The organism is Allobosea rubneri, assembly GCF_032464875.1.
GTDB classification, from domain to species: Bacteria; Pseudomonadota; Alphaproteobacteria; order Rhizobiales; family Beijerinckiaceae; genus Allobosea; species Allobosea rubneri.
In genome coordinates, this window is record NZ_JAWDID010000011.1 from 20,249 (window position 1) to 41,135 (window position 20,887).

Genomic DNA, 20,887 nt, shown 5'->3' on the forward strand with positions numbered 1-20,887 from the left:
ACCTTTTTCTTGGCGCGAACGAAAGCGACGCCATCGCCCCCTGCAGCGCCGCGATCGAGGAGCAGCCGCATGTGCGCCGGCTGAGCTATCAGCTCGGCCGCGCCTATGAGAGCGCGCAGCGCGGCAAGGAGGCACTCCCGGCCTACCGCCAGGCGGCCGAAGCAGGCCATGTCCTCGCCATGGTCAAAGCCGGCAAGTCGCTGCGACAGGGCTTCGATGGCGTGGAGGACCGCGCGGAGGCACGGCGCCTGTTCGAAAGGGCCGCACAGGCCGGCAATCCCGAAGCAATGTACTTCTTCGCGATCATGCTGGAGCGCGCGCAAGGCGGCCCCCAGGAGCTGCCAGGGGCCCGGCGATGGTACGGGCAGGCCGCGGAAGCCGGGAACGTCTGGGCGATGCGCGATTTCGCCCAGATTCTGGAAAACGGGCTCGGCGGCCCTGCGGACTTGCCGGCTGCACGGCACTGGTATGAGGAAGCGGCGAAGGCCGGCAATGACGACGCCATGTATCATTTGGCCCGCGTTCTCGACAGCGGGCTGGGTGGCCCGCGGAATGAGCCGGATGCCCGGCGATGGCTGGAGAAGGCCGCGCAGGAGGGCGAGCGAAGCGTGATGCTATGGTTCGATGTCGTCAAAGACCCGCTCATGCCTCGTGATCTACCAGCGGCGCGCCGCTGGCTCGCCGAGCGCTTCCCGGACAACGCTCCCGACGCCATGAACAACCTTGCCATCATGCTGGCGCAGGGCCGTGGCGGCCCTAAGGACGTGCCTCAGGCGCGGCTCTGGCTCGTGCGAAGCGCCCAGTCCGGTCACTTGGACGCCATGAACAACCTGGCCGACATGCTGCGCATGGGCGTTGCCGGCTCTGTGGACCTGCCACAGGCCCGGCGCTGGTACGAGCAGGCAGCTCAGGCCGGCGAGATCAGGGCCATGATCAATGTCGGCGCCATGCTGGAGGGTGGCCTCGGCGGACCGCAGGATATGTCGGAAGCACGGCGCTGGTTCGAGAAGGCCGCGCAAGGCGGCGAGAAGATCGCGATGTACAATCTCGGCGTCCTGCTTGAAAAAGGCGAAGGCGGCCCGCAAGACCTTCCGCAAGCCCGCATCTGGTACGAAAAGGCAATGCAGGCCGGCCTGCTGCAAGCGGCGGAAAGTCTGCGCGCATTGGACCAGCAAATGCGCTAGCCCAGCGCGCCCCGAACGGACAGCGCACGCCTACTGGACGCTCGCCGCCACCGCCGCCTGCTGCTCCAGCGCCCGCCGGGCCGCGACCTCCTGCTCCTCCTTCTGCCAGCGGCGGAAAAGGTCGGCGCGACGCGCCGGATAGCGCTCCTCGCGCGCCGTCAGCTCGGCGATGCGGTCGGTCCGGAAATGGCGGAAGGCCTGCCTGAGCTCGCACCAGGCGATGACCATGCGCACGCGCTCGAAGAAGGTCAGGCCGATCGGCCAGATCACCCGGCTCGACGATTTCCCGGCCTCGTCGCGATAGCTGATCTCGAGCTTGCGGCCATTGCGGATCGCGGCGCGCACCGCCGCGACGTCGACCTGATCGACCACCATGTCCTTGCAATAGGCCGGCGCGAACAGCGCTCCGTCGAGCAGGATCGGCCGCAGATGTGCCGGCAGAACCGCCGCGACCTTGGAGACGACGTCCTCGGCGGCGCGCGCCAGCGTCGGGTCGGCGCGCTCGGAGAGCCAGCGCATGCCGACCAGCACGGCCTCGATCTCATCAGGCGAGAACATCAGCGGCGGCAGGTCGAAGCCGGCATCGAGGACATAGCCGATGCCGGCCTCGCCGCGCACCGGCACGCCCTGACGCAGCAGCGCGGCAATATCGCGATAGACGGTGCGCACGGAGACATCGAGCTCGGAAGCGAGCGTCTCGGCGGTGACGGGGCGGCGGCGACGGCGCAGCCCCTGAATCAGATCGAGCAAACGTTCAGCGCGTTGCATGACGGGGCTTCCGCTTCGGGAAAGATCGGTTAGCGTCACTCTGCCGCAGACGCCCTGACAATCATTGTCAGGAGCGTGGCAGCAGTATGGTGGCCGGCCAGCCTGAAAATGTGTCGGCTCGAGGAGGATTCATGTTGGAGCTGCACGTTTTCGGCCCCGGCTTCGGCCTGCCGGACCCGAGCCCTTTCTGCGTCAAGGCCATGATCCTGATGGAGATGTCGGGACTGCCCTATCGCCGGATTCGCGGCAATCTGCGTAAGGCGCCGAAAGGCAAGTTCCCGGTGCTGGTCGATGATGGGGAGATCATTCCGGACACCAGCTTCATCAGGCTGCATCTCGAGCGCAAGCACGTCATCGACTTCGACAAGGGGCTGAGCGCCGAGCAGCGCGGCCTCGCCTGGGCAGTCGAGAAGATGCTGGAAGATCACCTCTACTGGCAGATCGTCCAGGAGCGCTGGGCCAATCCCGCCAATTTCGACAAGGGCCCGCGCCATTTCTTCAACGCCGTGCCCGCGCCCTTGCGACCGCTTGTGATCGCCATGGTCAAGCGCGAAGTGCGCCGCAACCTGCACGGCCACGGCATCGGCCGGCACAGCGACGAAGAACGGCTGATCCTGGCACGGCAGGCGCTGGATTCATTGTCCGGGCTGCTAGGCAGCAAGCCCTACCTGACCGGTCCGGCCCCGTGCGGCGGCGACGCGACGCTCGGCGCCTTCATGATCTCGGGGCTGTGCGAGACCTTCGACTCACCGCTGCGGGGCGCGCTCGCCGAGCACGCCAACCTCGTCGCCTATGCGGGCCGGATGCGGGATCGCTACTTCAAGGCCGACGCGGAGGCCGCGCCGGTCTGACGCCAGACGGGCTCAAGGCCGCTGCAGCTTGCAGCGGTCGATGAAGTCATAGCCCTTGGCGCGGGCGGAATCGTTGAAGTAGCCGGTCTCCCGGAAAGCCTGGAGCTCGTCCTTGGTCATCGCGTTGACCGTGCCCTTGGCGTAGCAGCTGCACGGCGAATGCACCGCCTCGCGGGTGGTGTTCATCAGCCGCGACTGGGTGACCAGGCAGGCGTCGAAGGCCCGCAGCTGGATCATGTAGGGCGTCAGGTTCTTGGCGGTTGGGTCCGGCGGCGGCAAGGCGCTGGTGCCGGCGGCGGCCAGCGCCCCCTGCGAAACCAGCATGGACAAACCCACGGCCCAGAAGGCCGCACCAACCCGCCGCGTGATCATTGTCGATACCGTTCCGTCTTCGCGGCGCAGCCCGAGCGAAACCCCGAATCCGCTCTCGATTGACCCGCCTGCGTAGCGGAGGATGGTCCACAGCATCGGTGAAAAATCAATGACGCAAAGGTCACACCTTGCGAATCCAGACCCTGTTGTCGTGGAAGGCCGCACCGCCGAAAGGCGCGATCGAGTCCGCGCCGGTTAGGGTGTTGATGCCGCGCCCGCCGCGATGGGCGCCGTTCGGCCAGATCGACTCGGCGATGACGACGCCGCGCACCAGCCCGTCGAACAGCACCGCGTCGAGATGCACCTCGCCGCGACGGTTGCCGACCAGGATCGCGTCGCCCTGAGCGATTCCCAGCTTCGCCGCGTCGTCCGGATGTAGCATCAGCGTCGGCCCGCCCTCCTTCTTGCGCGCCGTCGGCGTCTCGGTGAAGGACGAGTTCAGGAAGTTCCGGGCCGGGCTGGTGGCGAGCCGGAAGGGATGCTCGGCATCTGCCGTCTCGATGACGTTCCAATGGTCGGGCATGGCCGGGATCGCGGCATGCGGGCCGGTGAGGCCGGCATTGCTGTTGGGGACCTTGCTCCAGTCCGGCTTGAAGCGGAACCTGCCGCCCGGCCAGCCGAAGCCCTTGAGATAATGCGCCGTCTCAAAATCCGGCTGGATGTCATGGAATTCGCTAGCGATCAGTTCCTCGAGCGTGCCGCGTCCGGTCTGCTGCAAGGTCCAGTCGACGATCTCGCGCGGGTTCATCGAGAAGCCGCGATGCTCGGCGCCGAGGCGCTGGGCCAAAGCGCAGATCACCTCATGGTTCGAGCGGCACTCGCCCGGCGGGTCGATCAGCTTGCCGCCCCACATGATGTGCTGGTGGCCGCCGCCCTGATAGAGGTCGTCATGCTCCATGAACTGCGTCGCCGGCAGCACGATGTCCGCCATGGCGGCGGTCTCGGTCATGAACTGCTCGTGCACGACGGTGAAGAGGTCGTCGCGAGCGAAGCCGCGCTTGACCAGTTCCTGCTCGGGCGCGACCGAAACCGGATTGGTGTTCTGGATGAACAGCGCCCTCACCGGCCCGCCCTGCCGCAATGCCTCGGCATCGCCCGTCAGGATGCGGCCGATCTGCGACTGGTCGAGCTGACGAACCTTCGGGTCGGCCTTGTCGAGCCCCTCGATCAGGCCCTTGCGCCATTTGTAGACGCCGCTGTTCGAATGGAAGGCGCCGCCGCCCTCATGCTGCCAGGCGCCGGTGACGGTCGGCACGCAGAGCGCCGCATGCATGTTGACCGCGCCGTTGCGCTGGCGGGCAAAGCCGTAGCCGAGCCGGAAATAGCTGCGCTTGCGGGTGCCGACGAGCTCGGCGAAGGCCTCGATCTCTTCGACCGAAAGGCCGGTGATCGCCGCGGCCCATTCGGGCGTGCGCGTCGCCAGATGCGCTTCCAGCTCCTCGGTTCCGTCGGCAAAACGGACAAGGTAATCGCGGTCCGCGAGGCCGTCGCGGAAGAGCACATGCATCACGGCGCAGGCGAGCGCGCCGTCGGTGCCCGGCCGCAATACGAGGCCGAGATCGGCCTGGTCGATCGTGGCGTTGCGATAGATGTCGATCGCCACGATCTTGGCGCCGCGCTCCTTACGGGCCTTGACCGCGTGGTGCATGACGTTGACCTGGGTGTGCACCGGGTTGGTGCCCCAGATCACGACGCAGTCGGACTTCGCCATCTCGCGCGGATCCGCCCCGGCGAGCCGTCCGGTGCCGGCGATGTAACCGGTCCAGGCGGACGTCGTGCAGATCGTCGAGAACTGGCCGGAATAGCGCTTGGCATTGCGCAGGCGGTTGATGCCGTCGCGCATCACCAACCCCATCGTGCCCGCATAGTAATAGGGCCAGATCGTCTCGGCGCCGAACTGCTCCTCCAGCGCGAGGAAGCGCTCGGCGATCTCGTCCAGCGCCTCGTCCCAGGAGATGCGCTCGAAGGCGCCCGAGCCCTTCGGGCCGACGCGGCGCAATGGATACAGCAGGCGGTCAGGATGATGGATGCGCTCGGCGTAGCGCGCGACTTTGGCGCAGATCACGCCGTCGGTGTAGGTCTGTCGCTTGCTGCCGCGGACCCGCCCGATGCTGCGGCCGTCGATGACCTCGACCTCCAGCGAACAGGCCGATGGGCAATCATGCGGACAGACGGAAGGCAGGCGCTGGACGCGAGGAAGTTCTGTCATGCATCCTTCCTAGAACAGGTCCAGGCTCTCCGGAAGTCGTTCCCGCCAAGACCGGCGGCGAGAGGGCGCATGGTTCCGATTCGTACCGAATCGGCCTCTTCTGGTAGGCAGCAGCTTTCCGTCCGCCCCGACGCGGCGCATCAACCTCGGGTTAAGACTAATGAATCACATTGTCGCCGTTGGTCTGGTCTGGGGCGCCTCGGCGCCGGAGTTGTGATGATGCGTTGCGTTGCGTTCCTTGCGGGTCTTGTCGGCCTGGCTTCCGTGCTTGCGGCTCCTGCAAAGGCACAATCTCCGGAATACACCCAGTACACCTCGCCTGAATCGGTCCAGAACTGGCACCTGACGCTGGGTGCAGGCCTGCGCTACCAGCCCGATTATGTCGGCTCCAACGACTACATCTTCCGGCCGCGCGGCATCATCTCGCTCGGACGCGGCACTCGCAGCACCTGGTGGTCGGCCGAGGACGACGCGATCAGCATCGGCTTCTTCTCCGGCAAGGCCTGGCGCGTCGGCTTCTCCGGCAACCTGCTCTGGGAGCGCAAGGCGAGCACCAACGCGGCGCTGCGCATCACCGGCGTGCCGGACACCAAGTTCGGCGGCGAGGCCGGCGCCTTCGCCGAATTCTACCCGACGTCCTGGCTGCGCGGCCGCGTCGACCTGCGCCGGGGCATCGTCGCGCATGACGGCGTCGTCGCCGAGTTCAAGGTCGAGGCCTTCCAGCGCATCGGCGCCTGGTCGATCGGCGCCGGGCCACGCATGACCGTCGCGAGTGCCGACTATGTGCGCACCTATTTCGGCGGCGCCTGGGCCGGCAATGGCGGCCTGTTGCAGCGCTTCAACACCGGCGTGCACTCGGTCGGCGCGATCGCCCAGGCGACCTATGCCTGGAGCGACAAGCTCCAGACCACGGCCTATGTCGAGTACAAGCACCTGATGGGCGACGCCGCCAAGGCGCCGATCGTCAAGACCTATGGCGCGCGCGATTCGATCACGGTCGGCGTCTCCGCGACCTACGCCTTCGATCTCGGCTTCAAGTAGCAGACTCGCCAGATATTCCACCGCCTCGTCCGGGGCGGTGGCCGAAAGAGAAAGGGCGGGTCCTTGCGGACCCGCCCTTCTTTGTTCTCGATGCCTGAAAGAGGCAGTCGGCTCAGCCGACGATCTCGTTACCGGCGAAGAACTGGGCGATCTCGATCGCGGCGGTCTCCGGGGCGTCCGAACCATGGACGGTGTTCTCGCCGACCGACTCGGCGAAGAGCTTGCGCACGGTGCCCTCGGCAGCGTTGGCCGGGTTGGTGGCGCCCATCACCTCACGGTAGGCGGCGATGGCGTTCTCGCCTTCGAGGACCTGCACGACGACGGGGCCGGAGGTCATGAACTCGACGAGCTCGCCGAAGAAGGGGCGCGCGCTGTGGACGGCGTAGAAGGTCTCGGCCTGGGCCTTGGTCATCTGGATGCGCTTCTGCGCGACGATGCGCAGGCCGGCCTTCTCGATGACAGCGTTGACCGCGCCAGTGAGGTTGCGGCGCGTCGCGTCGGGCTTGAGAATGGAGAAGGTACGCTGGACAGCCATCGTTGTAATCCTTGGGGCAAAATCGGGAGAATGCGGCGCGCTTATAGCGGCGCCCCTTCCGTGCCACAAGGCTACCGACGGCTTTCCCGCCTCAATGGCGCGTCAAGAACCTGCGCGCCTCGCGCAGCGCCTCGGCGATTTCCTCGCGGCTCATTTCCTGGGCCAGCTCGGCACGGTGGGCCGCGGCGCGGCTGCAGCCCTTGGCGAGCGCGACGTTGAACCATTTCTGCGCGGCGACCAGATCGACCGGGGCCGTGCGGCCGGCGGCGTGCATCAGCCCCAGTTCGTAATACGCCTCCGCCGAGGCTTCCATCGGGATCGCCAGCGAAGCCGGGATCGCGTTCATCTCCATGCGTGCCATGACAAACCACCCTGTTTTCATCGTGGCCCGGCCCTTCCTGGGCCGCGCTTCGTGAGGAGGAGGTTCGAGCCCGGCGGTAAAAGACTCCGCTAAAATTCGAGATGAATCGAAGCTCAACGACTCGTAAGCGCGCGGTTAAATCAACGTTCGATTCAGCCTCTAAATCCGAAATGACGAATGATTTCAAAGCGCTGCCAACGTTACGCAACGGCAGGCATTGACGGAGGATTCACCTTCGCGAGCATTCGGCTGAGGCTAGGCGCCAGCCGGCGCGCCCTCTTGAAGCCAGTCCAGGCTCGGATATAGTTTACATCTGAACCATGCGATCAACGCTGGTCACTGCCTGAGGAGGAACGTCATGAGGCTTCGCCCATACGCGGTCGCCGCCACGCTCGCCATGCTCGCAACCCCGACCCTGGCCCAGGAGGTCACCGGCACTTGGCTGCGCGACAGCGGCGCCTCCAAAGTGCGCCTTGCGAAATGCGGCGATGCCGTCTGCGGCACGATCTCCTGGCTCAAGGACAGCAGCGGCCCGGCCAAGCTCGGCCAGCGCATCTTCTACGACATGAAGCCGTCAGGTGCAGGGAAATGGAGCGGCAGTGCGTTCAATCCCGAGGACGGCAAGACCTATTCGGGCACGATGACGCTCGCCGGCGACACGCTGACCACCGCCGGCTGCGTCATGGGCGGTCTGATCTGCCGCTCGGTGAAGTGGTCGCGGAGCAATTGACGCAGTGCCGCTAAGCTCGGCCAACCGTCATGGTCGGGCTTGTCCCGACCATCCACGTCTTCGCTTCGCCAATCGCGTGCGGTGTTCAAGACGTGGATGCTCGCCACAAGGGCGAGCATGACGGTAGACCCTGAAGCGCCTCAGCGTGCCTTCTGTCCAAACAACACGGCCTTTTCCTCCGGCGTCGAGATGCCGGCCGGGTTGCGCAGCTCCTCGGCGACCTTGAGCCCACGCTGGACGGCCGGGCGCGCCAGCATCGTCTCGATCCAGCGCGCCACATTGGGGAACTGCTTGATGTCCTGGCCCTGGCGCTCCCAGCCGCGGGCCCAGCCGATACAGGCCATGTCGGCGATCGAATAGGCGTCGCAGATATAGTCCCGGCCTTCGAGGCGCCGGTTCAGCACGCCATAGAGCCGGTTCGCCTCATTGGTGTAGCGGTCGACCGCATATGGCACCTTCTCCGGCGCGTAGATGCGGAAATGATGGGTCTGGCCGAGCATCGGGCCGAAGCCACCCATCTGCCAGAACAGCCATTCGTCGACCGCGACGCGGGCGCGCTCGTCGGTCGGATAGAACTTGCCGGTCTTGCGGCCGAGATATTGCAGAATCGCGCCGGACTCGAAGACCGAGATCGGCTCGCCGTCCGGCCCCTCGGGGTCGATGATCGCCGGCATGCGGTTGTTCGGCGAGAAGGCGAGGAATTCCGGCTTGAACTGGTCGCCCTTGCCGATGTTCACCGGAATGACGTTATAGGGCAGCCCGAGTTCCTCGAGCATGATGGTGATCTTCCAGCCGTTCGGCGTTGGCCAGTAATAGAGGTCGATCGGCTTGGCCTGCACTTGCGACATGCGATGCTTCCTCGTCTGCGTTGAGGTTGGCCGATCAATCTAGGAAGCCGCCTGCGGCTGCGTAAGCCGATTCGCCGCGCGTCCAGGGCGGGCGCGCCATGCCGTGAGAGGGCAAGGCCGCCGGCTCAGAGCTCCAGCTTGAAGCCCTCATGACTCTGTTCGAAGCCGAGCCCCCGGTAGAAGCGGTGTGCCGCCTCGCGGGACTTGTTCGAGGTCAGCTCGACCAGGCCGGCCCCGTTGCGCCGAGCGAAATCGACCGCGAAAGCGACCATGACGGCGCCGATGCCGCGGCTGCGTTGAGCCGGGTCGACATGGACGCTTTCGAGCTTGGCGCGCTTGCGGCCGCGATTGACCAGGCCCGGGATCAGGGTCACCTGCAAGGTGCCGACCACAGCGCCGTCGATCTCGGCGACGAAGAGCGTGTTGTGCGGGCTCGCCGAGACCTCGTCGAATGCGGTGAGATAGGCCGGATGAGCCGCCTCGTCCTCGATCTCGGCCGCCGTTCGCGTCTGCTTGGCCGCGCCCATCAGGATCAGGCCGGCAATCCGCGCTGCATCGGCACGGGTCGCCTCGCGCATCGCAATTCCATCTCGATTGGACACGTCGTTCATCGTTGTCTCCGGAGGAAGGGAGGGCGCGGGCACGATCAGCTCACGAACAGCCGCTTGGCCATGATCAGGGTGTTGGGCGTGTCCTCGCGGCCGTCGAAACGGGCCTGGCGCTGCAGGAAGAAGCCCATGCGTTCGTAGAAGGCGATGGCGAGCTCGTTCTGGCTCTCGACCTCGAGCCTTGCCACCGGCGCATCCGGAAAGCAGGCGAGCGCGACCTGGAGCAGAGTCCGGCCGATCCCCTCGCCCTGCCTGGCCGGCAGGACATAGAGCCGGGTCAGCAGCGCCGCATGATCGGGCTCGCTGCGGGCGGAGGCGGTGCCGACGACCTCCTGGCCGAGCATGGCGATCAGGAAGACACCGCTCTGGCGCCCGAGCTGGGCGGAAAGCGCATCGAGCGAATGCCAGGCATTGGTGATCTCGGCGACACGGCGCCAGCCATAGATGCCGTCATAGGTCGCGTGCCAGGTCTCTACCAGCAGCGAACGGACCGCCGGCAGATCGGCGGCGAGCGCATCGCGGATGATGAGACCGGTCTGGGTCACGGCGTGCGCCTGCGAGACGAGGGTCGGCGACGCCCCAGCCACGTCATCCCGGCCGCAGCGAAGCGGAGCGCCGGGATCCATCGTAGAGCATCCAGCCCCTCGATGGATCCCGGATCTTCGCGGCTATGCCGCTTGTCCGGGATGACCGCGTGTCTCAGGCTTTAGATTCCCAATTTTGCTTTCAGGATCTCGTTCAGGGCCTGCGGGTTGGCCTTGCCGCCCGAAGCCTTCATCGCCTGCCCGACGAACCAGCCGAGCATGGTCGGCTTCGCCTTGACCTGCTCGACCTTGTCTGGGTTGGCGGCGATGATCTCGTCGACTGCCTTCTCGATCGCGCCGGTGTCGGTGACCTGCTTCATGCCGCGGGCCTCGACGATCTCGCGGGGATCACCGCCCTCAGTCCAGACGATCTCGAACAGGTCCTTGGCGATCTTGCCGGAGATCACCCCCTCGCCGATCAGGTCGACAAGCCCACCGAGCTGCGCGGCAGAGACCGGCGAGGTCGAGACGTCCTTGCCTTCCTTGTTGAGGCGGCCGAACAGCTCGTTGATCACCCAGTTGGCAGCGGCCTTGCCGTCGCGGCCCTTCGCCACCGCCTCGAAATAGTCGGCCTGGTCGCGCTCGGCGACGAGCACCGAGGCGTCATAGGGCGAGAGCCCGTATTCGGCGATGAAGCGGGCCTTCTTGGCGTCCGGCAACTCGGGCAGGTGCTGCTTCAGATCGTCGACGAAGGCATCGTCGAATTCGAGCGGCAGCAGGTCGGGATCGGGGAAGTAGCGGTAATCGTGCGCCTCTTCCTTCGAGCGCATCGAGCGGGTCTCGCCCTTGCCGGGGTCGTAGAGGCGCGTTTCCTGGTCGATCTTACCGCCATCCTCGAGGATGCCGATCTGGCGGCGGGCCTCGACCTCGACGGCCTGCCCGATGAAGCGGATCGAGTTGACGTTCTTGATCTCGCAGCGCGTGCCGAAGGGCTCGCCCGGCTTACGGACGGAGACGTTGACGTCGGCGCGCAGATTGCCCTTCTCCATGTCGCCGTCGCAGGAGCCGATATAACGCAGGATAGTGCGCAGCTTCGAGACATAGGCCTTGGCCTCGTCGGCCGAGCGCAGGTCCGGCTTGGAGACGATCTCCATCAACGCGACGCCCGAGCGATTGAGGTCGACGAAGCTCATGGTCGGGTGCTGGTCGTGCATCGACTTGCCGGCGTCCTGCTCGAGATGCAGGCGCTCGATGCCGACGCTGATCTGCTCGGTCGGCGACAGGTCGACCGCGATCTCGCCCTCTCCGACGATCGGGTGCTTGTACTGGCTGATCTGGTAGCCCTGCGGCAGGTCGGGATAGAAGTAGTTCTTCCGGTCGAACACCGAGCGATGGTTGATCGCCGCGTTGAGCCCGAGGCCGGTACGCACCGCCTGACGCACGCATTCCTCGTTGATCACCGGCAGCATGCCGGGCATGGCGGCGTCGACGAGGCTGACATGGGCGTTCGGCTCGCCGCCGAATTCGGTCGAGGCGCCGGAGAAGAGCTTGGCGTTGGACGTGACCTGGGCGTGGATCTCCAGGCCGATCACGACCTCCCAGTCACCGGTTGCGCCCTTGATGAGCTTCTTCGGATCGGCGGGACGTGAATGGGCGTTCATGGCGATATTCCGGAAACGGCGGGCGGGCCGGCCCTGCCAGAAATTGACGACCACCTCAGGTAGAGCGTTGGGCAGCCGCCAGCAAGCATCTGTTGCCGTCACGTTGCGGTAGGGCCACAATCCCTTCCGCAACGCACAAGACCGCTGCACTGTCGAGTGATGGAACTTGACAATCGTCAGCGGCAAGGCCTTTTAGCCGGATTGGCCGGAAACCGCGCAAGGTTGCGCCGGACACGCATTTTCGGAGTTTCATATGATCCGCCGTCGCTCCAGCCGGGCGCTCCTCGCATTGGCGGCCCTGCTTCCGGCCTTTTCGCTCGAAGCCATGGCCCAGGGCGCGCCGCCGGCGCCGCCGGTCACCGTCGCGACGCCGCTCGCCAAACGCGTCACCAACTGGGACGAGTTCACCGGCCGCTTCGAGGCCGACGAGCAGGTCGAGGTGCGAGCCCGCGTCTCGGGCTTCGTCGACAAGGTCCATTTCAAGGACGGCGACATGGTGAAGGCGGGCGACCTGCTCTTCACCATCGACCAGCGACCCTACACGCTCGCGGTCGACGCCGCGCGCGCCGAGGTCGCCCGCACCAAGGCCCAGGTCGACCTCAACCAGAACGAGGTCGAACGCGCCGAGGCGCTGACGCAGAACCGGACGATCACCGCCCGCGACATCGACCAGCGCCGCGCCAACCTCAACGGCGCGATCGCCTCGCACCAGGCGGCCGAGGCCAATCTGAAGACGGCCGAGCTCAACCTCGAATGGACGCAGGTGCGCGCGCCGCTCGCCGGACGACTTTCGAACCGCCGTGTCGACCCAGGCAACCTGATCGCGGGTGGCCAGTCGGGCGCAACCCTGCTGACGACCATCGTCGCGCTCGATCCGATCAAGTTCGTCTTCGACGTCTCGGAGTCGGACTACCTGCGCTACGCCCGCCTCGCGAGCCTGCGCGGCGTCGCTCCGGAGGCGCGCGTGCGTCTCTCCGACGAGACCACGTGGACGCGCATCGGCAAGATCGACTTCGTCGACAACACGCTGAATGCGCGCTCGGGCACGATCCGCGGCCGCGCCGTCTTCGCCAATCCCGACCGTTTCCTGACGCCGGGCGCCTTCGGGCGGCTGCGTCTCGATGCCGGCGAGGTCGATGGCCTGCTGGTGCCGGATTCGGTGATCGTCTCGGACCAGGCCAACAAGATCGTGCTGACGGTCGGCGCCGACAACAAGGTCGTGCCCAAGCCCGTCACCCTCGGCCAGATCACGGACGGGCTGCGCGTGATCACCAAGGGCCTGAGCGCCAGCGACAAGGTGATCGTCAACGGCCTCGCCAATCCGATGGTCCGGCCCGGCGTGACGGTGACCCCGCAGCCATCCGAGATCAAGGCGGCGGCCGCCAAGTAGGCGCGCCCCGCGACCAGCGCTGACGGCCCGCCCGTCCGCCCTGCCCTTCCGGCCAGGACCCGACAATGTTCCGCTTCGCCCATTTCTTCATCGACCGGCCCATCTTCGCCACCGTGCTCTCGGTGCTGCTGACGATCGCCGGCGCCATCACGCTGCGCACGCTGCCGATCGCGGAGTATCCCGAGATCGCGCCGCCGACCGTGACGATCACCGCGACCTATCCGGGCGCCTCGGCCGAGGTCGTCGCCGCCACGGTCGCGGCGCCGATCGAGCAGGAGGTCAACGGCGTCGACGACATGCTCTACATCTCGTCGCAATCGACCGGCGACGGGCGCGTGACGATCAACGTCGTCTTCAAGGGCGGCACCGATGTCGACCAGGCCCAGGTGCTGGTGCAGAACCGCGTCTCGGCGGCCGAGCCGCGCCTGCCGCAGGAGGTGCGCACGCTCGGCCTGCAGGTCCGCAAGGCCTCGCCGGACTTCCTGATGGTCATCCACATGCTGTCGCCGGACGGCTCGCGCGACCAGCAATATGTCTCGAACTACACGACGCTGAACGTCAAGGACGTGCTGACCCGCGTCGAGGGCGTCGGCGACGTCCAGGTCTTCGGCGCGCGCGACTATTCGATGCGCGTCTGGCTCGACCCGGCCAAGGTCGCCTCGCGCAACCTGACGGCCGGCGATGTCGTCGCCGCCATCCGCGCCGCCAACATCCAGGTCGCGGCGGGCGCGATCAACCAGCCGCCGGCCACTTCGGACGGCGCCTTCCAGCTCTCGGTCAACACGCTCGGTCGCCTCACCACCGTCGACGAGTTCTACAACATCGTCGTCCGCTCAGACGCGGATGGCGGCACGATCCGCGTGCGCGACGTCGCGCGCGTCGAGCTCGGCGCGCAGGACTATCTCTCGAACTCCTATCTCGACAACAAGGAAGCGGTCGCGATCGGCGTGTTCCAGCGCCCGGGCACCAATGCGCTCGCGGCCTCCGACGCTCTCATCAAGACGATGCAGGAGCTGTCGAAGAACTTCCCGGCCGGTGTCGAACACACCATCGTCTACAACCCGACGGAGTTCATCAGGGAATCGGTCTCCGCCGTGGTGACGACGCTGCTCGAGGCGGTCGTGCTCGTCGTGATCGTCGTGATCCTGTTCCTGCAGACCTGGCGCGCCGCGATCATCCCGATCATCGCGATCCCGGTCTCGCTGGTCGGCACCTTCCTGGTGATGAGCGCGGTTGGCATCTCCTTCAACACGATCTCGCTGCTGGCGCTGGTGCTGGCGATCGGCATCGTCGTCGACGACGCGATCGTCGTCGTCGAGAACGTCGAGCGCTATCTGGCGCAAGGTATGAGCGCGGTGGACGCCGCGCACAAGACCATGGACGAGGTCGGCGGCGCCCTGTTCGCGATCGCGCTCGTGCTCTGCGCGGTGTTCATCCCGACGGCCTTCATCACCGGCCTGCAGGGCACCTTCTACCAGCAGTTCGCGGTGACCATCGCAGCCTCGACGGCGATCTCCTGCTTCGTCTCGCTGACGCTGTCGCCGGCGCTGGCTGCGATCCTGCTGAAGCCGCATAGCCATGAGGAGCCGAGGGGCGTCCTGGCGACGCTCACCGCGCCGCTGCGCTGGTTCTTCAAGTACTTCAACATGGCGTTCGACTGGCTCTCGCGCGCCTATGGCGCGGTGACCTCGCGCCTGATCCGCTTCGGCGTGATCATGCTGCTGGTCTATGCCGCCCTCATCGCGGTCGCCGGCCAACGCCTCGCCGCAGTCCCGACCGGCCTCGTCCCGCAGCTCGACCGCGGCTACTTCATCGCCGTCTTCCAGCTGCCGCCGGGCTCGTCGCTCCCGCGCACCGACGCGGTCATCCGCAAGGCGACCGACATTCTGCTGTCGCGGCCCGGCGTCGCCCATGCCGTCGCCTTCGCCGGTCTCGACGGGGCGACCTTCACGCTCGCCCCCAATGCCGGCGTCGCCTTCGTCACGCTCAGCGACTTCCGCGAGCGCGCCAAGGCTGGCCTCACGACCCAGGGCATCCTCAACGACCTCAGGACCCAGCTGTTCCAGATCGGCGAGGCCTTCGCGCTGATCATCGAACCTCCGGCGGTGCCGGGCATCGGTAGCGGCGGCGGCCTCAAGGGCTATGTCCAGGATCGCGGCGGCCGAGGCCTCACGGCGCTGGAAGCAGCGACCTGGGCCGTGGCGGGAACCGCGGGCCAGACTCCCGGCATCCAGCAGCCCTTCACCCTGTTCTCGACGCGGACGCCGCAGATCTATGCCGATATCGACCGGACCAAGGCCGAGATGCTAGGCGTGCCGGTGACCCGGATCTTCGAAACGCTGTCGATCTATATGGGCTCGGCCTATGTCAACGACTTCAACCTGCTCGGCCGGACCTTCCGCGTCACGGCCCAGGCCGATAATCCGCACCGGCTCGACATCCGCGACGTCGCCAACCTGAAGACCCGCAATGCCGATGGCGAGATGGTGCCGATCGGCTCGGTCGCGACCTTCTCTGACACGACCGGCGCCTATCGCGTGCCGCGCTACAACCTCTATCCGGCAGCCGAGGTGCAGCTGTCGATGGCACGCGGCTACTCGACCGGCCAGGGCATCGCGGCGGTGGAGAAGATCGCGAGCCAGGTCCTGCCGGCCGGCTTCGGCTTCGAATGGACCGAGATCGCGCTGCAGGAGAAGCTCGCCGGCAACACCGCGATCATCGCCTTCGGTCTCGCCGTGGTGTTCGTCTTCCTGCTGCTGGCGGCGCTCTACGAGAGCTGGACCTTGCCGCTCGCCGTCATCCTGATCGTGCCGATGTGTATCCTCGCGGCGATGATCGGCGTCGGCTACAAGGATTTCGATCGCAACGTGCTGGTGGATATCGGCCTCGTCGTGCTCGTCGGCCTCGCGGCCAAGAACGCGATCCTGATCGTCGAGTTCGCCAAGCAGGCCGAGGACGAGGGCATGAGCCGGCGCGATGCCGCCATCGCCGCTGCCAGGACCCGGCTGCGGCCGATCCTGATGACCTCGCTCGCCTTCATCCTCGGCGTGCTGCCGCTGACGATCTCGGTCGGCGCCGGCGCGGAGATGCGCCAGGTGCTCGGCATTGCGGTGTTCTCCGGCATGATCGGGGTCACCCTGTTCGGCCTGCTGTTCACGCCGGTGTTCTATGTGGTTGTGCGCTGGCTCGCGTCGCTCGCCCCGCAGAGAAAGAAGAAGCCGGTCGCGGAAGGCACCGCACCCCAAGGCCATTGAGGCGCGAACACGAAACGAGCCCCGCCCCGGCCACCCGGCCCGGGCGGGGTTTTCATTTCCGAAGGGTGTAGCCGAGCGAGGGCTCTGAGTTCCGCAAGATCCTAGTTCTGCAGGATCTTGGAGCCCTTGATCGTCACGTCGGAGCTGGCGACTGCGTTGATCCTGCCGCCGGCCCGGATGTTGACGTCCTTGCCCTTGAGATCGACCGAGCCGTCCTTCTTCAGGTGGAGCGAGGCCGCACCGGAATCGAGCAGCATGCCGTCGGCAGCCTCGACGCTGAGCGCCCTGCCACTGGCGATGGTGAAATCCTTGCTGCTGTCGATGTCGATGCTGACCGAGGCCGCGACCTCGAAGGCGCGCGTCGCCAGGCTGATCTGCCTGTTGGCATTGAGGTTGAGCGCCGTCGCGGCGAAGATGCCGATGCCCGTGCCGGCCGCGAGCCTGATGCCGGCGCCGGATTGCAGCGTATAGGCGCTGCCGACGCTGGTCCTGAAATTGCTGCCGGCGTTCAGCGCCAGCTCGGCCCCGGCGCTGATCGTGCAGTTGCCGCCCACGGTGATGCTGAGCCCGTTCGGCGCGGTAATCGCCACCGAACCGCCGCGACCGACATTGATCGCCTGGAGAAGGGCCGCGAGCTGGGCTTCGAGCGCGGCCACGCGGCGCGTCAGTGCCTCCACTTCCGGTGTCGCCATGAGACCGCCTCCCCTGAGCTGGACCCCGTCCTCGACCCGCAGCCGGGGCAAGTGTATCACGGCCCCGGCAGGCAGCAGCACGCAATGACGTTACGGCAAAGCGACCAGCACCCTCATCCCGGGTGCCGGCATCGGCGGAAGGGAGCGGTGGGACGGTGACACAAAGCCCTGCCCTGGTCTGGTTCCGCGAGGATCTGCGCCTCTCCGACAATCCGGCCCTGACTGGCGCTCTGGATCATGGCCCGAGCCTCTGCCTCTACATCTTCGACACATCGCCGGAGCGGCGCGCGCTTGGCGGCGCCGCGCGCTGGTGGCTGTCGCGCTCGCTTATGGCGCTCTCGACGGCGATTGCAGCACGCGGCGGCGAACTGCTCGTGATGCGCGGCGATCCGGCCGAGATCCTGCCCCGGCTCGTCCGCGATGCCGGCATCGGCCTCGTTGCCTGGAACCGGCGCTACGAGGCCAGCGCGATCGCACTCGACAAGGCCTTGAAGGCGGAGCTCGTCGCCAGCGGGGTCGTCGTGGAGAGTTTCAACGCGGCCCTGCTCAACGAGCCCTGGCAAGTGAAGAGCAAGGCCGGCGGGCCAATGCAGGTCTTCACGCCCTATTGGCGCGCGGCGCGCGAGCGCGGCACGCCGCGCCCGCCCCTGCCGGCGCCAGAGGGCATTCGCCAGGCGAAGCTGCCGGCAACCCTGCGCAGCATGACGCTGTCGATCGAAGAGCTCGGTCTCGAACCGCGCAAGCCCGACTGGGCCGGGGGCCTGCGTGCGAGCTGGATGCCCGGAGAGGACGGCGCCCAGGCCCGCCTCGCCGATTTCCTCGACGACGGTCTCGCGGGCTATCGCACCGAGCGGGACAGGCCCGACCGGCCGGGGACCTCACGGCTCTCGCCGCATCTGCGCTTCGGCGAGATCGGCCCGCGCCAGATCTGGCATACGGTGCAGATGGCGCTCGAGACGGGCGAGACGAGAGGCAGTCCCGCCGACGCCGAGAAGTTCCTGTCGGAGCTCGGCTGGCGCGAATTCTCCTATCACCTGCTCTTTCACAACCCGGAGCTGGCGACCCGCAACTTCAACCGGCGCTTCGACGGCTTCGGCTGGGAACAAGATGCCGCCGGTCTCGCTGCCTGGCAGAGAGGGCTGACCGGCTACCCGATCGTCGACGCCGGCATGCGCGAGCTCTGGGAAACGGGCTGGATGCATAACCGGGTGCGCATGGTGACCGCCTCCTTCCTGATCAAGCATCTGCTGACCGACTGGCGCGCGGGCGAAGCCTGGTTCTGGGACACGCTGGTCGATGCCGACCCGGCCAACAACGCCGCGAGCTGGCAGTGGGTGGCGGGGTCGGGGGCCGATGCCGCGCCCTATTTCCGTATCTTCAACCCGGTGACCCAGGGCGAGAAGTTCGACCCAGACGGCGCCTATGTCAGGCGCTTCGTGCCGGAGCTGACGAAGCTCGACGCCAAGTTCATCCACAAGCCCTGGACTGCTCCGCAAACCGTTCTGCGGGAGGCTGGAATCAGTCTCGGCGAGGACTACCCCCGCCCGATCGTCGATCTCGACTTCGGCCGCAGGCGTGCGCTGGCCGCGCTGGCAGAGCTCCGGGCCGAGACCGGATCGGAATCCGCCTGACACATGACCTCCGGGCCTGCGGGAACTTGGGCGCTCCGCAGGCTCCTGAACGAAACTGTCCGCGCCGTGTTGTCGGATCAACCTAAGACCGATCGTCCTATGGTCCTGAATTCGAAACAGGAGAGGCAAATGTCCTATTATGTCGACGGCTTCGTGCTCGCCGTTCCCAAAGCCAAGATCGAGGAGTACCGCAAGCTCGCCAGCCTGGCCGGCGACGTCTGGATGGAGCATGGCGCGCTGAGCTATGTCGAATGCGTCGCCGAGGACGTGCCTTATGGCGAGCTCACCTCGTTTCCGCGAGCCGTGCAGGCCAAGGACGACGAGATCGTCGTCTTCTCCTGGGCAACCTATGAATCGCGCGCCAAGCGCGACGAGGTCATGGCCAAGGTGATGGCCGACCCACGGCTGAAGCCGGACATGGAGAACATGCCCTTCGACGGCAAGCGCATGATCTTCGGCGGCTTCACCACCATCGTCGAACGCTGAGCATCCGGTGCGAGGTGCGGCGGCCGCTTCAGCCGTCGCGGTTCGCACCGCCTGCCAGCGCCCGCGCCGCCCAGAAATAGAGCGGATAGGGCAACAGCCTGATGAGCTTCAGGGTCCAGGCGAGACGGCGCGGGAAGACGATCTCGAAGCCGCCACGGGCGAAGCCATCGGTGATGCGCGCCGCTGCCGCCTGATCCGTCATCAGCAGCGGCATCGCGAAGGTGTTGCGCTTGGTCATCGGCGTGTCGACGAAGCCGGGATTGACCAGTTGCAGGCGGATGCCGAGGCGGTCGCATTCGAAGCGCAGGCTCTCGCAGAGATGGATCGCGGCCGCCTTGGACGCGCCATAGGCGCCGCTTCCGGGCATGCCCGCATAACCGACGAGCGAGGCATTCACGGCGATCTGGCCCTTGCCGCGATCGCTCATGTTCTCCATCAGCGCCGCAAGCCCGCGCACGACGCCGAACAGGTTGACAGCGAAGATGCGCTCGAAGGTCGTCGCATCCAGGCCGTCGGGCCGGTTTCCCTGGGCCGTTCCGGCATTCAGGAACGCCAGCGCGATCGGCCCGTGAACGCTCTCGATCCCCTCGACCACGGCGCGCATCGCCTCGGGGTCGGTAACGTCGCCGGCATGGGCGACGATGCGCCCCGAAAGGCCGGCGCCCTGCAATGCGACCTCCTCGAGCAGTTCGAGCCGCCGCGCCGTGATCGCGACCGTCCAGCCCCGCCGCGCCAGTTCGAGCGCCACCGCCGCGCCGATACCGGAGCTCGCACCGGTGATCCAGGCGACGCCGTCCTTCGGCTGCATGCGTGGCATGGTCATCGAGGGGTCCCCACGCCGGTGACGGACCGGCGATCCAGCCCGGCAACCTAGTCACAGCTGCAGCGCGGCGGAAGCCCCGTCGGCGAAGAGGACGCCCGATCGCAGGCATCTTTGCCGCGGCCGCCGGGCCTGCGATAAGCTGACGATCCCAGGGAGATCTTCATGCCGACCGAATTGCTGTTCCGCGCCGACGCCTATCAGAGCGAAACCGTGGCGACCGTGCTCGCCATCAACGAACGCGGCGGCATCGAGCTCGACCGGACGGTATTCTACGCCACGGGAGGCGGCCAGCCCGGCGATGCCGGCTTGCTGGTCACGGCCGATGGCCGCGAGATCGCGATCGGCACCGCCATCTACAATCCCGAGGACAAGAGCCGCATCCTGCACGTCCCGCTCGAAGGCCAGGCGGCTCCGGCCATCGGCGACGCCGTCACCGCCCGACTCGACTGGCAGCGGCGGCTGAAGCGGATGCGCATTCACACCGCGCTGCACCTGCTCAGCGTCGTTCTGCCCTATCCGGTCACCGGCGGCGCCATCGGCGAGGGCGACGGCCGGCTCGATTTCGACATCCCGGAAGGCGGCCTCGACAAGGCCGAGATCGCCGAGAAGCTCAATGCGCTCGTGGCGCGCAATGCCGACGTCACCGAGAGCTGGATCACCGACGAGGAGCTCGACGCCAATCCCGGCCTGGTCAAGACGATGTCGGTGAAGCCGCCGCGCGGCTCCGGCCGCGTCCGGCTGGTCAAGATCGGCGAGATCGACCTCCAGCCCTGCGGCGGCACGCATGTGCGCAACACCTCCGAGATCGGTGAGGTCCTGGTCACCGACATCGAGAAGAAGGGCAAGCAGAACCGGCGCGTCCGCATCGCGCTCGCCTGAAGACATTCCTTCAAGTCACTGAAATCAGACTCCTTCGAGG

General features: G+C 66.8%; 20 protein-coding genes. 9 read left to right on the plus strand and 11 right to left on the minus strand.

Annotated features, from left to right (window positions below):
• The first annotated feature begins 71 nt into the window (after positions 1-71).
• Positions 72-1,184, plus strand: a complete 1,113-nt coding sequence (locus RKE40_RS09590) for a tetratricopeptide repeat protein (protein WP_316018007.1) — start codon at positions 72-74, stop codon at positions 1,182-1,184.
• Between the two features lie 30 nt (positions 1,185-1,214).
• On the opposite strand, the gene RKE40_RS09595 is transcribed toward RKE40_RS09590, so the two are convergent.
• Positions 1,215-1,952 carry a helix-turn-helix transcriptional regulator gene (locus RKE40_RS09595; RefSeq protein WP_316018008.1) on the minus strand — a complete coding sequence of 246 codons (738 nt, stop codon included), beginning with the start codon at positions 1,950-1,952 and terminating at the stop codon, positions 1,215-1,217.
• Positions 1,953-2,083: 131 nt separating this feature from the next.
• On the opposite strand from RKE40_RS09595, the gene RKE40_RS09600 reads away from it, so the two are divergent.
• Positions 2,084-2,803, plus strand: coding sequence for a glutathione S-transferase family protein (locus RKE40_RS09600; RefSeq protein WP_316018009.1), 720 nt, complete (start codon positions 2,084-2,086; stop codon positions 2,801-2,803).
• 12 nt (positions 2,804-2,815) lie between these two features.
• Here the strand turns inward: RKE40_RS09600 and RKE40_RS09605 are convergent, their stop codons facing one another.
• Together RKE40_RS09605 and RKE40_RS09610 are read right to left on the minus strand one after the other, a co-directional pair.
• On the minus strand, positions 2,816-3,127 hold the full coding sequence (locus RKE40_RS09605; protein WP_316018010.1) for a hypothetical protein: 312 nt from the start codon (positions 3,125-3,127) through the stop codon (positions 2,816-2,818).
• A 169-nt stretch (positions 3,128-3,296) separates the two neighbouring features.
• Complete coding sequence (locus tag RKE40_RS09610; protein ID WP_316018011.1) at positions 3,297-5,384, minus strand: molybdopterin-containing oxidoreductase family protein; 2,088 nt, start codon at positions 5,382-5,384, stop codon at positions 3,297-3,299.
• Between the two features lie 219 nt (positions 5,385-5,603).
• Here RKE40_RS09610 and RKE40_RS09615 point away from each other — a divergent pair, with 219 nt between their 5' ends.
• On the plus strand, positions 5,604-6,425 hold the full coding sequence (locus RKE40_RS09615; RefSeq protein WP_316018012.1) for a MipA/OmpV family protein: 822 nt from the start codon (positions 5,604-5,606) through the stop codon (positions 6,423-6,425).
• 112 nt (positions 6,426-6,537) lie between these two features.
• Here the strand turns inward: RKE40_RS09615 and ndk are convergent, their stop codons facing one another.
• Positions 6,538-6,960, minus strand: a complete 423-nt coding sequence (gene ndk, locus RKE40_RS09620; RefSeq protein ID WP_066475354.1) for a nucleoside-diphosphate kinase — start codon at positions 6,958-6,960, stop codon at positions 6,538-6,540.
• 91 nt (positions 6,961-7,051) lie between these two features.
• Positions 7,052-7,438, minus strand: a complete 387-nt coding sequence (locus RKE40_RS09625; protein ID WP_316018013.1) for an SEL1-like repeat protein — start codon at positions 7,436-7,438, stop codon at positions 7,052-7,054.
• 241 nt (positions 7,439-7,679) lie between these two features.
• Between RKE40_RS09625 and RKE40_RS09630 the strand changes: the two genes are divergently transcribed.
• Positions 7,680-8,051: a DUF2147 domain-containing protein gene (locus RKE40_RS09630; RefSeq protein ID WP_316018014.1), complete on the plus strand. Its 372-nt coding sequence runs from the start codon at positions 7,680-7,682 to the stop codon at positions 8,049-8,051.
• 140 nt (positions 8,052-8,191) lie between these two features.
• Here the strand turns inward: RKE40_RS09630 and RKE40_RS09635 are convergent, their stop codons facing one another.
• From RKE40_RS09635 to gatB, 4 genes are all read right to left on the minus strand, one after another.
• Positions 8,192-8,899: a glutathione S-transferase N-terminal domain-containing protein gene (locus RKE40_RS09635; RefSeq protein WP_316018015.1), complete on the minus strand. Its 708-nt coding sequence runs from the start codon at positions 8,897-8,899 to the stop codon at positions 8,192-8,194.
• Between the two features lie 125 nt (positions 8,900-9,024).
• A complete protein-coding gene (locus tag RKE40_RS09640) occupies positions 9,025-9,510 on the minus strand; it encodes a GNAT family N-acetyltransferase (RefSeq protein WP_316018016.1) in 486 nt (161 codons plus the stop codon).
• 35 nt (positions 9,511-9,545) lie between these two features.
• Positions 9,546-10,052 carry a GNAT family N-acetyltransferase gene (locus RKE40_RS09645; RefSeq protein ID WP_316018017.1) on the minus strand — a complete coding sequence of 169 codons (507 nt, stop codon included), beginning with the start codon at positions 10,050-10,052 and terminating at the stop codon, positions 9,546-9,548.
• 161 nt (positions 10,053-10,213) lie between these two features.
• Positions 10,214-11,692: an Asp-tRNA(Asn)/Glu-tRNA(Gln) amidotransferase subunit GatB gene (gene gatB, locus RKE40_RS09650; RefSeq protein ID WP_316018018.1), complete on the minus strand. Its 1,479-nt coding sequence runs from the start codon at positions 11,690-11,692 to the stop codon at positions 10,214-10,216.
• Between the two features lie 253 nt (positions 11,693-11,945).
• Here gatB and RKE40_RS09655 point away from each other — a divergent pair, with 253 nt between their 5' ends.
• Both RKE40_RS09655 and RKE40_RS09660 read left to right on the plus strand, forming a co-directional pair.
• Complete coding sequence (locus RKE40_RS09655; protein ID WP_316018019.1) at positions 11,946-13,082, plus strand: efflux RND transporter periplasmic adaptor subunit; 1,137 nt, start codon at positions 11,946-11,948, stop codon at positions 13,080-13,082.
• Positions 13,083-13,147: 65 nt separating this feature from the next.
• On the plus strand, positions 13,148-16,336 hold the full coding sequence (locus RKE40_RS09660) for an efflux RND transporter permease subunit (RefSeq protein WP_316018020.1): 3,189 nt from the start codon (positions 13,148-13,150) through the stop codon (positions 16,334-16,336).
• Between the two features lie 101 nt (positions 16,337-16,437).
• Here RKE40_RS09660 and RKE40_RS09665 read toward each other — a convergent pair whose 3' ends face one another.
• Positions 16,438-17,028 carry a DUF2345 domain-containing protein gene (locus RKE40_RS09665; protein ID WP_316018021.1) on the minus strand — a complete coding sequence of 197 codons (591 nt, stop codon included), beginning with the start codon at positions 17,026-17,028 and terminating at the stop codon, positions 16,438-16,440.
• A gap of 155 nt (positions 17,029-17,183) precedes the next feature.
• On the opposite strand from RKE40_RS09665, the gene RKE40_RS09670 reads away from it, so the two are divergent.
• The gene (locus RKE40_RS09670; RefSeq protein WP_316018022.1) at positions 17,184-18,659 is read left to right on the plus strand and encodes a cryptochrome/photolyase family protein; all 1,476 of its coding nucleotides are present in this window, start codon (positions 17,184-17,186) and stop codon (positions 18,657-18,659) included.
• 129 nt (positions 18,660-18,788) lie between these two features.
• Complete coding sequence (locus RKE40_RS09675; protein ID WP_316018023.1) at positions 18,789-19,145, plus strand: DUF1428 domain-containing protein; 357 nt, start codon at positions 18,789-18,791, stop codon at positions 19,143-19,145.
• Between the two features lie 28 nt (positions 19,146-19,173).
• Here RKE40_RS09675 and RKE40_RS09680 read toward each other — a convergent pair whose 3' ends face one another.
• On the minus strand, positions 19,174-19,968 hold the full coding sequence (locus RKE40_RS09680; RefSeq protein WP_316018024.1) for an SDR family NAD(P)-dependent oxidoreductase: 795 nt from the start codon (positions 19,966-19,968) through the stop codon (positions 19,174-19,176).
• Between the two features lie 162 nt (positions 19,969-20,130).
• Here RKE40_RS09680 and RKE40_RS09685 point away from each other — a divergent pair, with 162 nt between their 5' ends.
• Complete coding sequence (locus tag RKE40_RS09685) at positions 20,131-20,847, plus strand: alanyl-tRNA editing protein (protein ID WP_316018025.1); 717 nt, start codon at positions 20,131-20,133, stop codon at positions 20,845-20,847.
• Positions 20,848-20,887: the final 40 nt, after the last annotated feature.